Source organism: Variovorax sp. LjRoot130 (genome assembly GCF_964253755.1).
GTDB lineage: Bacteria > Pseudomonadota > Gammaproteobacteria > Burkholderiales > Burkholderiaceae_C > Variovorax.
Genome location: NZ_CAXURM020000001.1, coordinates 1,095,476 through 1,112,762, shown reverse-complemented (window position 1 = coordinate 1,112,762; position 17,287 = coordinate 1,095,476). Strand labels below are relative to the sequence as shown.

Sequence of the window (17,287 nt, the reverse complement as noted above, 5' to 3'; positions counted from 1 at the left end):
GAAGGAGTTCCACCATGAACAAGCAACGCCTCTCCCGCATCGCCGCCGCGCTGACCATCGCCGGCCTGGTCGGCTTCGCGCTGTCGGCGCACGCCGCCAAGGACATCGTCGTCGCGGTGCAGTCCGGCTTCACGACCACCGACCCCTACGACGCCAACGACACGCTGTCGCAAGCCGTCGCGAAGTCCTTCTACCAGGGCCTCTACGGCTTCGACAAGGACATGAAGATGGGGCCGGTGCTGGCCACGGGCCACACCGTCAGCAAGGACGGCCTGGTCTACACCGTCAAGCTGCGCACGGGCGTGCAGTTCCACGACGGCACGCCCTTCAATGCCGAGGCCGTGAAGGCCACCTTCGACCGCGTGACCAACCCGGACAACAAGCTCAAGCGCTACAACCTCTACAAGAACATCGCCAAGACCGAGGCGGTCGACGCGACCACGGTGCGCTTCACGCTCAGCGAGCCCTTCTCGCCTTTCATCAACACGCTCGCGCACCCCTCGGGCGTGATCATCTCGCCGGCCGCGCTGGCCAAGTACGGCAACAAGGGCATCGCGCAGAACCCGGTCGGCACCGGCCCCTTCAAGTTCGTCGAATGGAAGGCCACCGACTACCTGAAGGTCGCCAAGTTCGACGGCTACTGGAAGAAGGGCTACCCGAAGGTCGACAGCATCACCTTCCGCCCGGTGGTCGACAACAACACGCGCGCCGCGATGATGCAGACCAACGAAGCGCACTTCGCTTTCCCGATGCCGCCCGAAGCGGCCGCGACGCTGAAGGAAAAGCCCAGCCTCGAGGTGAGCAGCTCGCCCTCGATCATCCATCGCTACATATCGATGAACACGCAGCAGAAACCCTTCGACAACCCGAAGGTGCGCGAGGCCGTCAACTACGCGATCAACAAGGAAGCGCTGGTCAAGGTGGCGTTCTCGGGCTATGCGATTCCGGCCGAAGGCGTGCTGCCCAAGGGCATCGAGGGCGCGGCCAAGCTCGGCCCCTGGCCCTACAACCCGGCCAAGGCGCGCGAGCTGCTGAAGGAAGCCGGCTACCCGAACGGCTTCGAGAGCACGCTCTGGTCGGCCTACAACTACACGACGGCACAGAAGGTCATCCAGTTCGTACAGCAGCAGCTGGCGCAGGTCGGCATCAAGGTGCAGGTGCTGGCGCTCGAGGCCGGCCAGCGCGTCGAACGCGTCGAGAGCGCGCAGGACCCGGCCACCGCGCCGGTGCGCATGTACTACGTGGGCTGGTCCTCGTCGACCGGCGAGGCCGACTGGGCGATGCGTCCGCTGCTGGCCTCCGAGTCCTTCCCGCCCAAGCTCTTCAACACCGCCTACTACAAGAACCCCGAGGTCGATGCCGACATCAAGAAGGCGCTGGTGACCACCGACCCTGCCGCCAAGGCCAAGATCTACGCCGACGCGCAGCAGCGCATCTGGAAGGACGCGCCCTGGGCCTTCCTGGTGACCGAGCAGCTGCTGTCGGTGCGCGCGCGCAACCTGGCCGGCTTCTACGTGATCCCGGACGGCAGCTTCAACTTCGACGAAGTCGAGCTGAAGTGATCGCGGCGCGGAATCGCCCATGACCCAGTACGTCCTCAAGCGCCTGCTGGGTCTGCTGCCGACGCTGCTGATCGTCGCAGTGCTGGTGTTCCTGTTCGTGCACATGCTGCCCGGCGATCCGGCGCGGCTGGCGGCCGGGCCGGACGCCAGCCCCGAGACCGTGGCGCTGGTGCGCGCGGACCTCGGCCTCGACAAGCCGCTGCCGCAGCAGTTCCTGAACTTCTTCGGCAACATGCTGCAGGGCGACTTCGGCCATTCGCTGCGTTCCAAGCGGCCGGTGTCGACCGAGATCGCCGAGCGCTTCATGCCGACGCTGCTGCTCACGATCAGCAGCATGGCCTGGGCCGTGGTCTTCGGCATGGCCATCGGCATCACGTCGGCGGTGTTCCGCAACCAGTGGCCCGACCGGCTCGGCATGACGCTGGCGGTCTCAGGCATCTCGTTCCCGGCCTTCGCGCTCGGCATGCTCTTGATGCAGATCTTCTCGGTCCAGCTCGGCTGGCTGCCCACGGTGGGCGCCGAGTCGTGGCGGCACTACATCCTGCCCTCGCTGACGCTGGGCGCCGCCGTGGCCGCGGTGATGGCGCGCTTCACGCGGGCCTCCTTCATCGAGGTGATCCAGGAAGACTTCGTTCGCACCGCGCGCGCCAAGGGCGTGTCGGAGAAGTGGGTCATCCTGAAGCACTGCCTGCGCAACGCGCTGATCCCGGTGGTCACGATGATGGGGCTGCAGTTCGGCTTCCTGCTCGGCGGCTCGATCGTGGTCGAGGCGGTGTTCAACTGGCCCGGCCTCGGGCGCCTGCTGGTCGACGCGGTCGACATGCGCGACTACCCCATCATCCAGACGCTGGTGCTGCTCTTCTCGCTCGAATTCATCCTGATCAATCTCGTGGTCGACGTGCTCTATGGCTATATCAACCCCACCATCCGCTACAAGTGACGCGCCGGTCCCGATGCTCGCCACCGAAGGCAAAGTGCGCACGCCGTGGACCGAGTTCTGGCGCAAGTTCCGCATGCAGCACGTGGCGCTGGCCGCGCTGGTCTTCGTGCTGCTGCTGGTGGCGGTCGCGATCCTCGCGCCGTGGATCGTGCCCTACGACGCCGAGAACTTCTTCGACTACGACAAGATCAATGCGGGCCCTTCGGCGGCGCACTGGTTCGGCGTCGACCCGCTCGGGCGCGACATCTTCAGCCGCATCCTGATGGGGGCGCGCATCTCGCTGGCCGCCGGCTTCCTCTCGGTGGTGCTGGGCGCCATCGTGGGGACCGTGCTGGGCCTGCTGGCCGGCTACTACGGCGGCTGGTGGGACCGCATCGTGATGCGCATCTCCGACGTGCTCTTCGCCTTTCCCGGCATCCTGCTGGCGCTGGGCGTGGTCGCCATCCTGGGCAGCAGCATGACCAACGTGGTGGTCGCGGTGTCGGTGTTCAGCGTGCCGGCCTTCGCGCGGCTGGTGCGCGGCAACACGCTGGTGCTGAAGAACCTGACCTACATCGAGGCCACGCGCAGCATCGGCGCCAACGACCGCACCATCCTGCTGCGCCACATCCTTCCGGGCACGATCTCGTCCATCGTCGTCTACTTCACGATGCGCCTGGGCACCTCGATCATCACGGCCGCGAGCCTCAGCTTCCTCGGCATGGGCGCGCAGCCGCCGATGCCCGAGTGGGGCGCGATGCTCAACGAGGCGCGCGCCGACATGGTCAACGCGCCGCACGTCGCGCTGTTCCCGTCGCTGGCGATCTTCTTCACGGTGCTGGCTTTCAACCTGCTGGGCGATGGTCTGCGCGATGCCCTCGATCCGAAAATCGACCGGCTCTAGAAGATGAGCCCCGCGGTCCCGCGCATCGGCACGCTGCCTTCGGGCCCACGCGACGCCATCACGGACGTCGCCGGCGTCACGGTCGGCCATGCCACGCTGGCCGAGGGCGAGGTGCAGACCGGCGTGACCGTGGTTCGACCCCATGCCGGCGATCCCTACCTGCAGCGCGTGCCCGCGGGTTTCGCGGTGCTCAACGGCTTCGGCAAGAGCGTCGGCCTGCTGCAGGTCGAGGAGCTCGGCGTGCTGGAGACGCCGATCGCGCTGACCAACACTTTCTCGGTGCCGGCCGTGGCGGCGGCGCAGATCCGACAGTGCGTCGCCGCAAATCCCGAATGCGGGCGCAGCCTGCCGACGGTGAACCCGCTGGTGTTCGAGTGCAACGATGGCTTCCTCAACGACATCCAGCGCATGGCAGTCAACGAGGGCCATTACCTGCAGGCCTGCGCCTCGGCCGGCGAGGACGTGGCGCAGGGCTCGGTCGGCGCCGGGCGCGGCATGTCCTCTTTCTCGCTCAAGGGCGGCATCGGCAGCGCATCGCGGCGCGCCGGAACGCACACGGTGGGCGCGCTGGTGCTCGCCAACTTCGGCCTGCTGCCCAACCTCCTCATCGCCGGCCAGCCGGTCGGCAGACGGCTCGCAACGGCGCAGCAGGCCGATACGGAGAAGGGCTCGATCATCATGCTGATCGCCACCGACGCACCGCTCGACGCACGCCAGCTGCGCCGGCTGGCGCTGCGCGCCGGCGCCGGCCTCGCGCGCACCGGCTCGGTCTTCGGCCACGGCAGCGGCGACATCGCGCTCGCCTTCTCGACCGCCTACACGCTGCCGCAGCGGCGCGAAGCGCCGATGCCGGCCGTCGCGCTCCTGCACGACGGCCTGCTCGACGACCTGTTCCAGGCCGCGGCCGACAGCACGGAGCAGGCCATCCTGAATGCGCTGTGGCGTGCGGATCCCGTCACCGGACGCGACGGCCATGTGCGGCAGGCGCTCAGCGCGCTGCTGCGCGAACTTGCTCCAACATGAAAATCCTGATCTCCGTCGACATCGAAGGCGTGGCCGGCGTCTTCCATTCCCAGCAGGTGCGTGCCGGCAATCCCGAATACGAGCGCGCCCGCCGGCTCATGACCGAGGAGGCGAACGCGGCCATCGCCGGCGCCTTCGACGGCGGTGCGAGCGAGGTCTGGGTCAACGACTCGCATGGCGACTTCCGCAACATGCTGCCCGAGCTGCTCGACGCGCGCGCCCAGGTGATCCAGGGCAAGCCGCGCTACCTGAGCATGGTGAGCGGCGTCGAACTCGGCATGGACGGCGTGTGCATGGTCGGCTACCACTCGCGCGCCCAGGGCCTGGGCATCCTTGCGCACACCATCAACAGCTTCGCCTTCGCCGGCGTCGAGATCAACGGCCAGGCCGTGGGCGAGGCCGCGCTCTACGGTGCGCTGGCGGGCGAATACGGCGCGCCGGTGCTGATGGCCAGCGGCGACGACGTCTTCATCGCGGAGAACCGGCCGCTGTTCCCGCACGCCACCTTCGTGCAGACCAAGCGTGCGACGGGCCAGACCAGCGGGGTGTCTTTGTCGCCGGCACAGGCGAGTGCGGCGATCCGCATTGGCGTGGAAGCGGCTCTTGCGGCCCGTGACGGCGCACGGACATTCGTCATGCAGAAACCGCTCTCGGTCACGCTGCACACCCAAGCGCCCGCGCTGGCCGACCTGTTCTGCCAGTGGCCCGAGTTCGAGCGCGTCGCCGCGACCGAGCTGCGATTTTCCGCGCCCTCGGTCGAGGCCGCGGTGCGCATGCTCAACTGCTGCTCGGCGATGTCGGCGATGCTGCGCTGAACGGATCGACGTACACGGTGACGACGGGGCAGGCAGCGCCCTCGCCGCGGCTGTCGGCCCGCCGCTGCAGCGCTTCGATGCCGGCCATCATGGCGGCGCTGTAGCTCGGCATCGGGCCTTGCGCGGATTCGATGGCGATCGGCTTGCCGTCGAGTTCGGCGTGCTTCTGCAGGATCCAGTAGAAGTGGCCGGCGACGGGCTCGTCCACGATCAGTTCGATGGCGTCGGGGTGCATGGCGGTCTCCTCCTACTGCGCGAACATCAGCGCCAGGCGCTGCGCGTCGTGCTCGGCGTCGTTCAGCGCATCGTCGGCGGTGGCCCGCAGCTCGATGCAGACATGCACGACGCGTTCTTCCGAAGCTTCGCGAATCTTGACCACGCCCGACCACCAGCCTTCTTGCCACTGGCAGTCGAGCAGCATGGTCTGGCCATGCGCCTGCGCCACGACCGCCTGTCGTCGGCGCACGGGCGAAGTCCGGTGCCAGACGCGTCGGGATGAGCTCAACAGCTTGGAGAACATGGCGGCCCTTTTGTTGAAGACCAGGGAGCCCATTGGATGCGCGCGAAGGCATAGGCGGAAGCGATGGATTTCACGCTTCAGCCGATTCGCGCAAGCGATCGGCCGAAGCGTGCAATAAGCCACGGAAAGGCCCCAATGGCCGGCTTGGGGAAGATCCACTTTGCGCGTCGGCTTGCGCGCCACCCGGATGACGAAGGCCGAGAGGCAGAACACACCGCACCAGCAGCATGATCTGGCCGGCGCAGGCAAGCTTGTCCAATGGCAGATTGCCGTCGTCATCGAACTTGTGCAAGATGAGCGTCCGCTGTGGACCAGGAGGCTTTCATGACCGTTTTGGAAGAGAAAAACGTGGCAGTCCTGCGCGACGGATACCTTCGCTGGAACGACTCAAGGGGCGACAGCGCCCAGCACTGGATGGACCTGATGGCCGAGGATGTCCACTGGTGCTCGCTCGGCGCCACCGCCGCAGGCGCGAGCTACACCCAGGGCTGCTGTTCGAAATCTGAAGTGCAGCGCTATTTCCTGGAATTGAGCAGGAGCTGGGAGATGCTCGACTACACGGCCGATGAATTCGTTGCCCAGGGCGACCGCGTCGTAATGCTGGGCAGCTGCGAGTGGAAACATCGCGGAACCGGCAAGACGGTGAAGACGCCCAAGGCGGACGTGATCCGGATGCGCGACGGCAAGATCGTGGATTTCATGGAGTTCTACGACACCGCCGCCGCGCTCGCGGCGACGACGTAAACGGACGCACCCGTCATGCGGCGTGCGATAGACAGCGAACGCTAGCCGCGGCAAGAACCAAACGCGCAACGCCGCGCCGCAACAGCACGCGCATGCATCTCGCGCGCCAGCGACGCGCCGCATGGTAGGCCGCCACCGAATCGTTCACGCGGCAGCTCCCGCCCTCATCTCGCCGGCGAGCGCCGCATAGGTTTCGATCCACGAGTTCCACCAGTACTTCCGCGCGCATCGGCCGCCCCTGCTCGCGGTGTGGGGGCGAAACGATCCCTTCTTCCTGCCGGCGGGCGCCGAGGCCTTTCCGCGCGACAACCCGAACGCGCGGGTGCAGCTCCTGGACACCGGCCACTTCGCGCTCGAAACCCATGGGTACGAGATCGCCGAAGCCATCCGGCGTTTCCTCGACGAGACGGTCGCGGCCTGAAGGCGCGGCGGCGGCTGGTATTCCCTGAGCCTGCGCGGCGCTTCGCCGGCTACGATGGCCGCCCGACGGGCCCCGTCGAAAACAACAACGGAGACAACACCATGCGCCTTCGCTTCCTCGCTCTCGGCACGCTCGCCCTGGCCGCCCTCTCAGGCTGCGCCGGCATGACACCCACGGCAGGACAACGCCAGCTCCTCCTGGTCGCCAACGACGAGAAGCAGTCGTGGAGCGACGCCGGCGCCGTGGTGCTTGCCGCCCATGGCCGCGACAGCGTGCAGGTGATCGACATCGGCACCGATCCGCTCGCGCCGCGCAACGTGGTCACGCTGCCGCTGGACAACACCATCGCCGGGCCGCCGACCAACCTCGCGATCACGGCCGACGAGAAGCTCGCGCTGGTCGCCAACTCGCTCAACGTGGTCGAGGAGAACGGCGTGCGCCGCCAGGTGCCGGACAACCGGCTGTTCGTGATCGACCTCGCCGCCACGCCGCCGAAGCTGATCGACACGCTCGCCATCGGCAGGCAGCCCTCGGGCCTGTCGATCAACCGCGCGGGCACGCTGGCGCTGGTGGCCAACCGCGCCGACAACTCGGTCAGCGTGCTGCGCATCGCAGGCCAGAAGGTGACGCTGATCGACACCGTGGCCATGGGCGAGTCGGTCTCGCACGTGCGCTTCACGCCCGACGGCCGGCGCGCGCTCGCCAGCAAGTTCCCTAACCACAAGGTCGCGATGCTCGAGGTCGAGGGCGAGAAGGTCACGTACAACAAGCTCGATTTCGCGGCCGGCCTCTGGCCCTACAACCTGGACGTGACGCCCGACGGCAAGCTCGCGCTCACGGCCGACAACGGCAATTCCGGCGCTTCCGACGGCCAGATCGACACGGTGAGCGTGATCGACCTCGAAGCCAAACCGCCGCGCGTGATCGACAAGGTGGTGGTCGGCGACGGCCCCGAAGGCCTGGCCGTGAGCCCGACCGGCAAGTTCGCCGTGGCGGTGCTGCTGCGCGGCAGCAACTCGGCGAAGAACGCCTACTTCTACAACCGCAACGGCTCGGTGGTGGGCTTGCGGATCGACGGCCGGAAGGTCACGCGCACCAACGAGGTCGAGGTGCGCGGCCTGCCAGAAGGCGCGGTGTTCAGCGCCGACGGCAAGTACCTCTATGTCGGCAACTTCATCGACCAGGACATCACGATCCTGCGCGTCGACGGCGACACGCTGGTGCCTACGGGCAAATCCTTCGGGCTGGCGGGGCATCCGGCAGCCATGCGGGGCCGCGTCACGCACTGAAGCAGCCCTAGAGCGCGGCGGCGATGCTCTCCAGCTGCGCCAGGCGCCGCGCCATGCGGCCGACGAAGTTCTGCGTGACGTGGGGCAGGATGCGCTGCGACGGCACCACGATGCCCACCTGCATCTGGTTCAGCGCCGGCAGCGCGAAAGGCCGCCAGAGCAGATCCCCGCGCTTGAGCTCCTCGATGAAGGCAATCTTCGAGAAGCAGGATATGCCTTTGCCGCCCATGATCAGCCGCTTGAGCAGGGGCGTCGAATTGCAGGTTGCGGCCGGCTCCATGTCGTCCCAGAAGGCGGTGAACTCGGGCGAGAGCGAAGCGCTGACCACGGGGTGCGAGCTCGAGCGCAAGAACGGAAAGTTCGCGCAATCCTTCAGCGACACGCTGTCGTGCTTCGCCAGCGGATGCCCCGGCGGCATCACGAGCCCGATCGGAAGATTCGCCAGGGCCACCGCCGCGACGCCGCCGGGCAGGCGATTCACGAAAGTGAGACCCACGTCGACCTGGCCCGACATCACCAGCTGAGGCACCTCCATCGGCTGCGTCGCGGTGATGGTGTAGGTGACCGCGGGGAAGATCTGCAGGAACTCCTCGACCGCAGCCGGCAGCAGCTCCTCGAAGAACGAGTCCATCGCGGCGAGCTTCACATGGCCGGTGCGCTCGCCCTTGAGCGCATCGAGCTCGGTGCGCATCACCTGGAACTGGTGCAGCGTTTCCTGCGCATGCTTGAGCAGCCGTTCGCCCGCCGGATTCAGGCGCAGCCCGTTGGGCAGGCGGTCGAACAGCTCGACGCCGAGCTCGTCTTCGAGCTTGTGGATCTGCCGGTTGACGGCGCTGGCCGCCACGTACAGCCGCTCCGAGGCCTTGCGCACCGAGCCGCAGCTCGCCACCTCGATGAAGTACTTCAGGACGATGGCATGCATCAGCCCGCCCTCCTGCAGCCTGGCTGCTCAGGCGCGCGGCGCTTCCTGTGCGATGCGCGGATGGTCGCAAGCCACGCGCCGCGCCTCGGCGCCGCCGGGCGAGCCGAGGCCGCTGACCTCGGCATCGAAGAACTCGCGGTTGATCGCAATGAAATGCCCCAGTTCGGGCGGCAGCCGAAACTCTTCGTAGATCGCCTCCGTCGGGCAGGCGGACACGCAAACGCCGCAGTCGATGCATTCATCCGGGTGAATGTACAGAGTGCGCTCGCCTTCGTAGATGCAATCGACGGGGCAGCACTTCACGCAGGCGCCGTCCTTGACGTCGATGCAGGCGGTGGTGATGACGTGGGCCATGGGACGACTCGCCTAGCGGCCCTGCCATTGGGGCTTGCGCTTCTGCTGGAAGGCCAGCACGCCTTCGTTCGAATCTTCGGACTGCAGCGCCTTCACCAGCGCCGGCAAGCGCATGCCGTGGGCCTGGGCCGGCGACATCGTGCCGGTGTGCCGCACCACTTGCTTGACGGCCCGCAGCGACAGCGGCGCACAGGCGAGCAGCTGCTGCACCCAGCGATCGACCGCCGCGTCGAGCCCGGCGCGCGGCACGACTTCGTTGATGAGCCCGATCTCGAGCGCGCGCTGCGCCTGGATCCGTTGCCCGGTCAGCATCATGGCCATGGCCTGGCGAAACGGGATCTGCCGCTGCAGCAGCAGCATGCCGCCGTCCAGCGGAAGGCGCCCGACCAGGGGCTCGGGCAGGCCGAAGCTGGCTTCCTCGCAGGCCACCACGAGGTCGCAGCCCAGCACCATCTCGAGGCCGCCGCCCAGGGCGAAACCGTTGACGCGCGCGATCACCGGCACGTCGAGCGTCTCGCGCAGCGCGATGCCGCCGAAGCCGCCGGGCCGGGCCGCGGCCCAGTAGTCGACGCCTTTGAGATTCGAAGTGTTCTTCAGGTCCGCGCCGGCGCAGAAGGCGCGCTCGCCGGCGCCGGTCAGCACCACGACACGGATGTCGTCGCGGCGCTCGATCTCGGTCCAGATGCGGATCAGCTCGGCTTCGGTGGGCAGGTCCACCGCGTTCATCACCTCGGGCCGGTCGATGGTGACCGTCGCGACATGGTGCGCGACTTCGAACAGGACGCTCATGCGCCGGCCTCTTCGATCAGCGCGCGAGCTTCGGCGAGCACTTCCTCGGTGTGCTGGCCAAGCCGCGGCGGCTCGCGCAGCAGGCCGGTCTGCGCGCCGGACATCTGGATCGGGCTGGCGATGAACTTCAGTTCGCGCTTCGACGAATCCTCGCCCTCCAGGATCATTCTGTTGTGCAGGGTCTGCGGGTCGACCAGCGCCTCGCGCATGTCGCGCACCGGCGCCGAGAGCAGGTCCTCTGCCTCGAGGCGGCCCAGCCAGTGTTCGCGCGTGTTGCTCGCGAAGCGTTCGTGGAAGATCGCGTGCAGCTCGGCCTTGTGCGCGAACTGCGCTGCCAGGTTGGCGAAGCGCGCGTCCTGCGAGAGATCGTCGATCTCCAGCGCGGCGCAGATGTCGCGCAACGGATTCGCCTTGAACGCGCCGACCAGCACCAGCGGACCGGTCTGCGTATCGAAGACGCCCGACAGCGGCATCGCGGCCCAGTTGACCTCCGAGTCCTCCATCATGACCATCGCAGCCTCCTGCATCTGCATCGACAACATCGAGTTGTAGAGGGAGACGGCAATCTTCTGGCCCTCGCCCGTGCGTTCGCGCTGCAGCAGTGCGAACAGGATGCCTTGCACCATGTGCATGCCGGCCGTGTAGTCGGCCAACGCGGTCGGGTAGATCGAGATCGGCACCGAGGCATCGGCGCGGCGCGCCATCACGCCGGTCAAGGCTTGCGCGAGCACGTCCTGCCCTCCCTTGTGCGCATAGGGTCCGGATTCGCCGAAGCCGGTGCCGACCGCATACACGATGCGCGGGTTGAGGCGCTTGCAGTCCTCGTAGCCGAGGCCGAGGCGCTCCATCACGCCGGCGCGGAAGTTGTTGGTGACCACGTCGGCATCGGCGATCAATGCCTTGACCAGGTCCATCTGCGCCGCATCGCGCAGATCGATCTCGACGCTGCGCTTGTTGCGGTTGAGGCTGCAGAAGATCGGGTTGTCGTGCCCCGCGACCGGCGCGAAGGTCGAGCGGCTCAGGTCGCCCGCGCCCTTGCGCTCGATCTTGATCACGTCGGCCCCGTGGTCGGCCAGCATCTGGGTACAGACCGGGCCCATCATCACCTGCGTGAAGTCGATCACGCGGATGCCGGCCAGCGGCAGGTTAGCGGTCGTCATCACGCGGCCTCCGCAAATGAGCGGGCGATCGCCGGCACATCGGTGTTCGGGCCCTTCTGGTCGCCGGGGTCGGCGCCCTGGGCGCGCAGCGTGCGCTGCAGCTTGGCGACGTCCACGTGGCGCACGGACACGCCGGCGTCGAGCGCCAGTGCCGCGGCCACGCCGGTGGCCTCGCCCATCGCCATGCAGGGCGGGATCTCGCGCGAGATCTTCTGCGCCGCCGAGGTCGCGGAGTAGTGGCGGCCGGCCACCAGCAGGTTCTCCACGCTGCGCGGCAGCAGGGTGCGCAAGGGGTAGTAGTAGTCGCGGCCGCGGGCCACGCTGTCTTCGAAGCGGGTGCGCTGGGCCAGGTCTTCCTTGGTCATCACGTACTCGCCTTCGAGCAGCCGGGTCTGGCGGATGCCGGTTTGCGGAGCCATGTCGACCAGGTAGCAGTTCTTGAAGCCGGGCAGCCGGGCGCGAACGAAGTCGATCACCTTGTGGATGGTGTTGCGGCCTTGGACCTCGGCGCGCGTCAGGTCGGCCACCTTCAGGCCGTCGAGTCCGGGCATGTGCGGGCAGTTGCACCAGACGATGCCCGGCAGCGGCGTCTTGAGCCACCAGTTCTCCCAGGCGCCGCCCAGCATGTGCTTGACCTCGCGGTCCAGCGCCTGGAAGGCCTGCGGCTCCTCGCTCTCGAAGCGCTCGGCCTCGTCGGTATCGACGCCGCCGAGCCGGAACACCGTGGTCACGATGTAGGCGCCGCTGATGTGGGGCGCGCCGGCCGATGCCGCGACATCGAGGTCGCCGGTGGTGTCGATCACCACCTTGCCCAGGATCGCTTCGCGCCCGCCCTTGGTCTCGCAGACCACGCCCTTGACCTTGCCGTCCTCCACCAGGGTACGGGAGAACCACGAGTGCAGGCGCAGTTCGATGCCGGCCCGCTGCACCATCTCGAGCGAGGTGCGTTTCCACGCGTCGGGGTCGAAGGCCGCCGCGAAGCAGATCGGGTGCGGCTTCTCCTTGCTGTGGAAGTCGTAGGTGCCCCAGCGCTTCCAGCGCCGCACCGAGTCGGGCAGGCTGCCCCAGTCCTGCTGCTTCGGATATTCGGCCAGGCCGAGCGCGGCCATGCGATCGATCATCTCGAGGCAGATGCCGCGCACCGAGATTTCCTTCTGGTGGTTGTCCCACATGTCATCGAGCACCAGCACCATGCCGCCCGAGGCCAGGCCGCCGAGGTGGTTGTAGCGCTCCAGCAGCGTCACGCTCGCACCGTTGCGCGCAGCGGCAAGGGCCGCGGCCTGGCCGGCCGGCCCGCCGCCCACCACCACCACATCCGATTCGGCTGCCACACGAACGTCGTGCGCAGACTCCTGCATCCAGTCGCCGATACGGCTCATAGCTAATCTCCTGTTTGTCCTGTTTGAAATGTCGAGGTGACGCACTGCGTTAGGGCCTGTAAACACATGAATCACCCCCGGCCCTTCGGGTGGGGCCCCAGAGAGGGCCCACTCGTCGTTGCCAATGCTCACTGGGTGTGCACCAGTTCCGCTTGGCGCCCAGATTGGGCCCTCTCTGGGGCCCCACGCGGGGGTGATTCATGTGTTTACAGGCCCTAGTGCGTGCTCTCCGTATGCCAGCGAATGATCCAGCGCTCGGCCAGGGTCACGAGCAGGAAGAACAGGCCCGAGAGGCTCGCGCTCATGACGATCGCGGCGTACAGCAGCGGAGAGTCGAAGTTGAAAGTGGCCTGAAGAATCATGGCGCCGATGCCGACCGTGGCGCCCACCCATTCGCCGACCACCGCGCCGATCACGCACATCGATGCCGCGATGCGCAGGGCCGAGAACAGATAGGGCAGCGCGTTCAGGAGCCGCAGGCGGAAGAAGATCTCCGTCTTGCTGGCCGACAGCACGCGCATCAGCTCCATGGCCTGCGGGTTCACCGATTCGAGGCCGCGCACCATGTTCACCAGCGTCGGGAAGAAGCACACCAGTGCCGCGATGGTGATCTTCGGCTCCATGCCGTTGCCCATGATCAGCACCAGCACCGGGGCCTTGGCCACCAGCGGCACGGCGTTGAACATCAGCACCACCGGGAAGAAGATGTCCTGCAGCGTCTTGTTGTGCACGAAGACCGTCGCGATCGCGATCGCGGCGAGGTTGCCCAGCAGGAAGCCGCCGGCCGCCTCCATCGCGGTGGGGATCAGGTTGTCGAGCAGCACGGCGCGCTTGGCGTAGAGCGTTTCGAGCACTGCCCATGGCGTGGGCGCGATGAAGGGCTTGACGTCGAAGATCGCGATGACGGCCCACCACAGCACGACGAGGCCGACGATGCCGAGCGCCGGCAGGATGCGGCGGCGCCAGACGCGCCGCTGGCGCGCTGCGGCCCAGGCGAGGTACTCGGGGTCGGCGGGAACTTGAGCCAGGCCGGTCACCGGCGTATCGATGGAACTGGTGGTCATGGGGGCCTCCCGTCAGCAGGTTTCCAGCACGCGCCGCAAGTGCGCGGTGAGGCGCACGAACTCGGGGGTCTCGCGGATGTCCAGCGTCCGGTCTTCGGGCAGCTCGACCGGCACGATCTCGCGCACGCGGCCCGGATTGGCGGCCAGCATCAGCACGCGCTGGCCCAGATAGGCGGCCTCATGGATGCTGTGGGTGACGAACAGGATCGTCACGCCGGTTTCCTTCCAGACGCGCCGGATCTCCTCGTTGAGCCGGTCGCGCGTGATCTCGTCGAGCGCGCCGAAGGGCTCGTCCATCAGCAGGATCTTCGGGTCGCTGGCCAGTGCGCGCGCAATCGACACGCGCTGGCGCTGGCCGCCCGACAGCTCATGGGGCCAGGCCTGCGCCTTGTCCTTCAGGCCGACCAGTTCGAGCAGTTCCTGCGGCGAGCGGCGTCCCTTGCGGCTCGCGCCGCCGCCCACCTGCAGCGGCAGCTCGACGTTCTGCAGCGCCGTGCGCCACGGCAAGAGCGCCGCATCCTGGAACACGAAGCCGATGTCGCGGTTCTTGCGCGCGGCCTGCGGCGTCGCGGAGAGCACCTCGATCTTTCCGCGGCTCGGCTCCAGCAGGTCGGCAACCACGCGCAGGAAGGTGGACTTGCCGCAGCCCGAGGGGCCGAGCAAGGTCAGGAACTCTCCGTGAGCGACGTCGAGGTCCAGGCTCTTGATCGCAGTCACGTCGCGGCGCTCGGTGAAGAAGCGCATGCCGATGTCGCGACAGGAGATCGCGGGCGAGGCGTTCGTCAGAACGGCAGCCATGGCATCACGCCTTCATCCGCGCGGCCGCGCTCGCCTTGAGGCCGTCGAGCCACAGCACGTCTTCCACCTTCGGCGTGCGCGCGGTGAACTGGCCCAGCTCCGCGTACATCGAGATCTGTTCCTGCCAGACCGCCGGGTCCATCGCGCCCCAGCCCTGCGTCTGCGCCAGGCCGCCGAAGCTGTACTCGAGCATCACGTCGACCGCCACGCGTTCGTCCTCGCGCTTGAGGTTGGGGTATTCCTTGACCAGCAGGTCGACCGCCTCGTCGCGGTTGGCCTTCACATGCTGCCAGCCGCGGGCGGTGGCGCGCAGGAAGGCTTCGATGACCTTGGGCTGCGTCTCGAGCGTCTTGATCGACGCGTAGTACGGCAGCGCGTAGAGCTTCACGCCCGAGTCCCACAGCGTCAGGTCGACGCGCTCCGGGCCCAGCACCTTGAGCGCCGTCGTGCTGGTGAGCCAGCCGGTGACCACATCGACCTGGCCCGTCAGCAGCGGCGACATGTCGGCGCCGATGGTGACGACCTTGACCTCCTTCTCCGGAATCTTGTTCTTCGCCAGCAGGGCACGCAGCAGCACGGCCGCCGTCGACGGGAGGCCCACCCGCTTGCCGACCAGGTCGGCCGGCTTGCGCACCGGGTTCTTGGCCAGCGAGAAGAAGGTGAAGGGGTGCTTCTGCGCGCCGACGGCGAAGCACTTGATCGGCAGGCCCTGCGAGACCGCGAGCATGACGGACGGGCTCGAGGAGACTTGCCCCAGCTCGTAGCGTCCCGAGGCGACGATGGCCACGCCATCGATGTTGGGGCCGCCGGGCTGGATCGCGAAATCGATGCCTTCCTGTTCGTAGAAGCCTAGCCGCTTGGCGACCACTTCGCCGATCTGGTTGACACCGACGATCCAGCCGAGCTGCATGTTGATGCGCGCCTTGCCCTGCGCGAACGCGTCGATCGACAGCAGGCCGCCCGCCGAAAGTCCGCCGGCAATGAGCGAGGTCTTGAGCAGGCTTCGGCGGCCGGAGTCGTGGAGATGGGCCATGGCAGGTTCCTTTTGATGCAAGAGGATGAAGGCAGTGGGCGGATGCTAGGAGCGGAGGGCGTTGCCTCCAAGAACCGTTTTTCGCAACGGGCGAGCTAAAAATTAGGGCGGAGTGCCAGGGCAGCGGCTCGCCCGAGGTGGCCGGCCTGTTTCAGGCCACGGACCCGCGTTGCCTTGCGTCAGCTCGGCCGCTCTCGCTGAAAGACCGGCTCGTCCGCGGCGGGCTGCGGCGGATCTTCATGCGCCGCAAGGCTGCGCGCGTGTCGCCCTGCCGCCTCGCGAAACGCGCCGGAGATCCGCTTGTCCCCGGCCGCGCTTTGCCAGAACGCGATGGCCAGTTTCCTGGCTGCGTCCCAAACCCGCAGCGTGTCTGCCGTGGGGACCAGCTTGCCTGGATCGAAGTCGTCCCGCGACACCAGTTCACCGGCCACGGGTGCATAGACCATGGGCAAGGTGTCATAGGCCGGCGCCAGCGCCCAGTTGCCCGATGGATCGATGACCAGCGAAATGTTCCCGTAATGCCGGTCGGTATTGCCGATCAGTTGTCCGTATGCCTCCAGCAATCGAAGCCTGTCGGCATCGCTGGGGCGCATCAGGCCGCGCGTGCTCATGCGCTCCGCGGACGCGGCCCAGTTGTCGATCTGGCCGATGTACTCGTTGTCGAACGCGAGCAGGGAGACCATGCCGATGCGGCCGCGCGTGGTGCGGTCGAAGCGCTCCACTTCGAGCAGGGTGCGGCCGCCTGCAACGAAGATCCGCGTCCTCGCCGCCGGAACGCCAGCCGCGTTCAAGGTGGAGAGGGCCAGGTGCTCGCACACCAGGAGGTCGGCCCACCGTTGCTCGGGCGCAGAGTCCCCTGCGGGCGAGAACTTCACGATCACCGGCTGGCCGTCCTCGCGAACGGTGCAGAACTTGGGCTGTTCGCCACCCGCGGAGGAACCGGGCAGGGCGCCGTGCATCGCGGCCTCGGCCAACTCGGGGTACAGATCCGGCGACGCCCGATCGGCCGGGCCTGCGTGCATGAAGCGCTCGAACGACCCGGCTCCAAGGATCAGGTTGCCGGGCAAGTCCTCACCGGCTTGGCTCAGGGCTCTCAGGACGTCGTCATCCGTCCAGTGATCGGGGTTGTCGGCAAGGTGGAGTTCCTTCCGGGCATGCGCGAATGCGCGTCCGAGGAAACCTTGCGGCCGCATGTCGGCCAGGAACCACGGAAGGCCATCGTGAAGCTGCGCACGAGTGGGCTCGAACTCCTCGACCCAGCATCGACCTCTGACCGCAGGAATCAAGGTGCCGAACTCGGCGGCCTTTCCGGTGCCCTCCACCTTCATGATCGGGATGGTGCCGGTGGTGCTTATGCTCTCCACGCGGCGCGGCATGACATAGGCCTGATTCCGTGCGCGGCCGACCTTGAGCACCTCGCCCGCCGAAAGAAGCGGCGCGAGCGCACGCGAAATGGAGGCTTGGCTTGCACCGCAGACCTGCTGCAGCTCAGCGCTGCGCGCGGCGCCAGCGGTACGCAGCGCCTGTCGAACGCGCTCGGTAAGTTCGCTCATGTGAATAGATCGAACCTGCGGACACACCTCTTGCAAGT

18 protein-coding genes and 1 pseudogene are annotated in these 17,287 nt (G+C 67.5%); 8 read left to right on the top strand and 11 right to left on the bottom strand.

Annotated features, from left to right (window positions below; all coding sequences use genetic code 11):
- Window positions 1–14: 14 nt before the first annotated feature.
- From gsiB to ACSQ86_RS05550, 5 genes are read left to right on the top strand one after another with little or no spacing between them, the layout of a single operon-like run.
- A complete protein-coding gene (gsiB, locus tag ACSQ86_RS05570; RefSeq protein WP_436308602.1) occupies window positions 15–1,562 on the top strand; it encodes a glutathione ABC transporter substrate-binding protein GsiB in 1,548 nt (515 codons plus the stop codon).
- 19 nt (window positions 1,563–1,581) lie between these two features.
- A complete protein-coding gene (gene gsiC / locus ACSQ86_RS05565; RefSeq protein WP_436302932.1) occupies window positions 1,582–2,502 on the top strand; it encodes a glutathione ABC transporter permease GsiC in 921 nt (306 codons plus the stop codon).
- Window positions 2,503–2,515: 13 nt separating this feature from the next.
- Window positions 2,516–3,385, top strand: a complete 870-nt coding sequence (gene gsiD, locus ACSQ86_RS05560; protein WP_244504109.1) for a glutathione ABC transporter permease GsiD — start codon at window positions 2,516–2,518, stop codon at window positions 3,383–3,385.
- A gap of 3 nt (window positions 3,386–3,388) precedes the next feature.
- Complete coding sequence (locus ACSQ86_RS05555) at window positions 3,389–4,408, top strand: P1 family peptidase (protein ID WP_436308601.1); 1,020 nt, start codon at window positions 3,389–3,391, stop codon at window positions 4,406–4,408.
- Window positions 4,405–5,223, top strand: coding sequence for a M55 family metallopeptidase (locus ACSQ86_RS05550; protein WP_436308600.1), 819 nt, complete (start codon window positions 4,405–4,407; stop codon window positions 5,221–5,223). The genes ACSQ86_RS05555 and ACSQ86_RS05550 overlap by 4 nt, the downstream gene beginning before the upstream one ends.
- On the opposite strand, the gene ACSQ86_RS05545 is transcribed toward ACSQ86_RS05550, so the two are convergent.
- Window positions 5,186–5,458 carry a hypothetical protein gene (locus ACSQ86_RS05545; RefSeq protein ID WP_093111594.1) on the bottom strand — a complete coding sequence of 91 codons (273 nt, stop codon included), beginning with the start codon at window positions 5,456–5,458 and terminating at the stop codon, window positions 5,186–5,188. The genes ACSQ86_RS05550 and ACSQ86_RS05545 overlap by 38 nt on opposite strands.
- Window positions 5,459–5,470: 12 nt before the next feature.
- Window positions 5,471–6,022, bottom strand: a complete 552-nt coding sequence (locus ACSQ86_RS05540) for a hypothetical protein (RefSeq protein WP_436308599.1) — start codon at window positions 6,020–6,022, stop codon at window positions 5,471–5,473.
- 45 nt (window positions 6,023–6,067) lie between these two features.
- Between ACSQ86_RS05540 and ACSQ86_RS05535 the strand changes: the two genes are divergently transcribed.
- From ACSQ86_RS05535 to ACSQ86_RS05525, 3 genes and pseudogenes are all read left to right on the top strand, one after another.
- The gene (locus tag ACSQ86_RS05535; RefSeq protein WP_436302927.1) at window positions 6,068–6,487 is read left to right on the top strand and encodes a nuclear transport factor 2 family protein; all 420 of its coding nucleotides are present in this window, start codon (window positions 6,068–6,070) and stop codon (window positions 6,485–6,487) included.
- Window positions 6,488–6,689: 202 nt separating this feature from the next.
- Window positions 6,690–6,908 (top strand): annotated as a pseudogene (locus ACSQ86_RS05530) (alpha/beta fold hydrolase); the annotation flags it as partial.
- A 101-nt stretch (window positions 6,909–7,009) separates the two neighbouring features.
- Entirely contained in the window at window positions 7,010–8,197 is a 1,188-nt protein-coding gene (locus ACSQ86_RS05525) for a YncE family protein (RefSeq protein ID WP_436302926.1), read from the top strand.
- A gap of 7 nt (window positions 8,198–8,204) precedes the next feature.
- Here ACSQ86_RS05525 and ACSQ86_RS05520 read toward each other — a convergent pair whose 3' ends face one another.
- The 9 genes from ACSQ86_RS05520 to yjjJ all read right to left on the bottom strand — a co-directional run bounded on the left by ACSQ86_RS05520 (window position 8,205) and on the right by yjjJ (window position 17,249).
- On the bottom strand, window positions 8,205–9,119 hold the full coding sequence (locus tag ACSQ86_RS05520) for a LysR family transcriptional regulator (RefSeq protein ID WP_093111602.1): 915 nt from the start codon (window positions 9,117–9,119) through the stop codon (window positions 8,205–8,207).
- Between the two features lie 27 nt (window positions 9,120–9,146).
- Complete coding sequence (gene fdxA, locus ACSQ86_RS05515; protein WP_093111604.1) at window positions 9,147–9,473, bottom strand: ferredoxin; 327 nt, start codon at window positions 9,471–9,473, stop codon at window positions 9,147–9,149.
- 12 nt (window positions 9,474–9,485) lie between these two features.
- Complete coding sequence (locus tag ACSQ86_RS05510) at window positions 9,486–10,262, bottom strand: enoyl-CoA hydratase-related protein (RefSeq protein WP_093111606.1); 777 nt, start codon at window positions 10,260–10,262, stop codon at window positions 9,486–9,488.
- Complete coding sequence (locus ACSQ86_RS05505; protein WP_093111608.1) at window positions 10,259–11,422, bottom strand: CaiB/BaiF CoA transferase family protein; 1,164 nt, start codon at window positions 11,420–11,422, stop codon at window positions 10,259–10,261. Before ACSQ86_RS05505 ends, ACSQ86_RS05510 begins: the two co-directional genes overlap by 4 nt.
- On the bottom strand, window positions 11,422–12,801 hold the full coding sequence (locus tag ACSQ86_RS05500; RefSeq protein WP_093111610.1) for an FAD-dependent oxidoreductase: 1,380 nt from the start codon (window positions 12,799–12,801) through the stop codon (window positions 11,422–11,424). The genes ACSQ86_RS05505 and ACSQ86_RS05500 overlap by 1 nt, the downstream gene beginning before the upstream one ends.
- 215 nt (window positions 12,802–13,016) lie before the next feature.
- Window positions 13,017–13,865 carry an ABC transporter permease gene (locus tag ACSQ86_RS05495; RefSeq protein ID WP_436308598.1) on the bottom strand — a complete coding sequence of 283 codons (849 nt, stop codon included), beginning with the start codon at window positions 13,863–13,865 and terminating at the stop codon, window positions 13,017–13,019.
- Window positions 13,866–13,877: 12 nt separating this feature from the next.
- Complete coding sequence (locus ACSQ86_RS05490) at window positions 13,878–14,663, bottom strand: ABC transporter ATP-binding protein (protein ID WP_436302925.1); 786 nt, start codon at window positions 14,661–14,663, stop codon at window positions 13,878–13,880.
- 4 nt (window positions 14,664–14,667) lie between these two features.
- The gene (locus ACSQ86_RS05485) at window positions 14,668–15,696 is read right to left on the bottom strand and encodes an ABC transporter substrate-binding protein (RefSeq protein WP_436302924.1); all 1,029 of its coding nucleotides are present in this window, start codon (window positions 15,694–15,696) and stop codon (window positions 14,668–14,670) included.
- A 179-nt stretch (window positions 15,697–15,875) separates the two neighbouring features.
- Complete coding sequence (gene yjjJ / locus ACSQ86_RS05480; protein ID WP_436302923.1) at window positions 15,876–17,249, bottom strand: type II toxin-antitoxin system HipA family toxin YjjJ; 1,374 nt, start codon at window positions 17,247–17,249, stop codon at window positions 15,876–15,878.
- Between the last annotated feature and the right edge of the window lie 38 nt (window positions 17,250–17,287).

What these genes read in the sequence shown, in the direction of transcription:
- gsiB (WP_436308602.1), top strand. Translation starts at nt 15, where the DNA reads ATGAACAAGCAACGCCTCTCCCGCATCGCCGCCGCGCTGACCATCGCC.
- gsiC (WP_436302932.1), top strand. Translation starts at nt 1,582, where the DNA reads ATGACCCAGTACGTCCTCAAGCGCCTGCTGGGTCTGCTGCCGACGCTG.
- gsiD (WP_244504109.1), top strand. Translation starts at nt 2,516, where the DNA reads ATGCTCGCCACCGAAGGCAAAGTGCGCACGCCGTGGACCGAGTTCTGG.
- ACSQ86_RS05555 (WP_436308601.1), top strand. Translation starts at nt 3,389, where the DNA reads ATGAGCCCCGCGGTCCCGCGCATCGGCACGCTGCCTTCGGGCCCACGC.
- ACSQ86_RS05550 (WP_436308600.1), top strand. Translation starts at nt 4,405, where the DNA reads ATGAAAATCCTGATCTCCGTCGACATCGAAGGCGTGGCCGGCGTCTTC.
- ACSQ86_RS05545 (WP_093111594.1), bottom strand. Translation starts at nt 5,458, where the DNA reads ATGCACCCCGACGCCATCGAACTGATCGTGGACGAGCCCGTCGCCGGC.
- ACSQ86_RS05540 (WP_436308599.1), bottom strand. Translation starts at nt 6,022, where the DNA reads ATGACGACGGCAATCTGCCATTGGACAAGCTTGCCTGCGCCGGCCAGA.
- ACSQ86_RS05535 (WP_436302927.1), top strand. Translation starts at nt 6,068, where the DNA reads ATGACCGTTTTGGAAGAGAAAAACGTGGCAGTCCTGCGCGACGGATAC.
- ACSQ86_RS05525 (WP_436302926.1), top strand. Translation starts at nt 7,010, where the DNA reads ATGCGCCTTCGCTTCCTCGCTCTCGGCACGCTCGCCCTGGCCGCCCTC.
- ACSQ86_RS05520 (WP_093111602.1), bottom strand. Translation starts at nt 9,119, where the DNA reads ATGCATGCCATCGTCCTGAAGTACTTCATCGAGGTGGCGAGCTGCGGC.
- fdxA (WP_093111604.1), bottom strand. Translation starts at nt 9,473, where the DNA reads ATGGCCCACGTCATCACCACCGCCTGCATCGACGTCAAGGACGGCGCC.
- ACSQ86_RS05510 (WP_093111606.1), bottom strand. Translation starts at nt 10,262, where the DNA reads ATGAGCGTCCTGTTCGAAGTCGCGCACCATGTCGCGACGGTCACCATC.
- ACSQ86_RS05505 (WP_093111608.1), bottom strand. Translation starts at nt 11,422, where the DNA reads ATGACGACCGCTAACCTGCCGCTGGCCGGCATCCGCGTGATCGACTTC.
- ACSQ86_RS05500 (WP_093111610.1), bottom strand. Translation starts at nt 12,801, where the DNA reads ATGAGCCGTATCGGCGACTGGATGCAGGAGTCTGCGCACGACGTTCGT.
- ACSQ86_RS05495 (WP_436308598.1), bottom strand. Translation starts at nt 13,865, where the DNA reads ATGACCACCAGTTCCATCGATACGCCGGTGACCGGCCTGGCTCAAGTT.
- ACSQ86_RS05490 (WP_436302925.1), bottom strand. Translation starts at nt 14,663, where the DNA reads ATGGCTGCCGTTCTGACGAACGCCTCGCCCGCGATCTCCTGTCGCGAC.
- ACSQ86_RS05485 (WP_436302924.1), bottom strand. Translation starts at nt 15,696, where the DNA reads ATGGCCCATCTCCACGACTCCGGCCGCCGAAGCCTGCTCAAGACCTCG.
- yjjJ (WP_436302923.1), bottom strand. Translation starts at nt 17,249, where the DNA reads ATGAGCGAACTTACCGAGCGCGTTCGACAGGCGCTGCGTACCGCTGGC.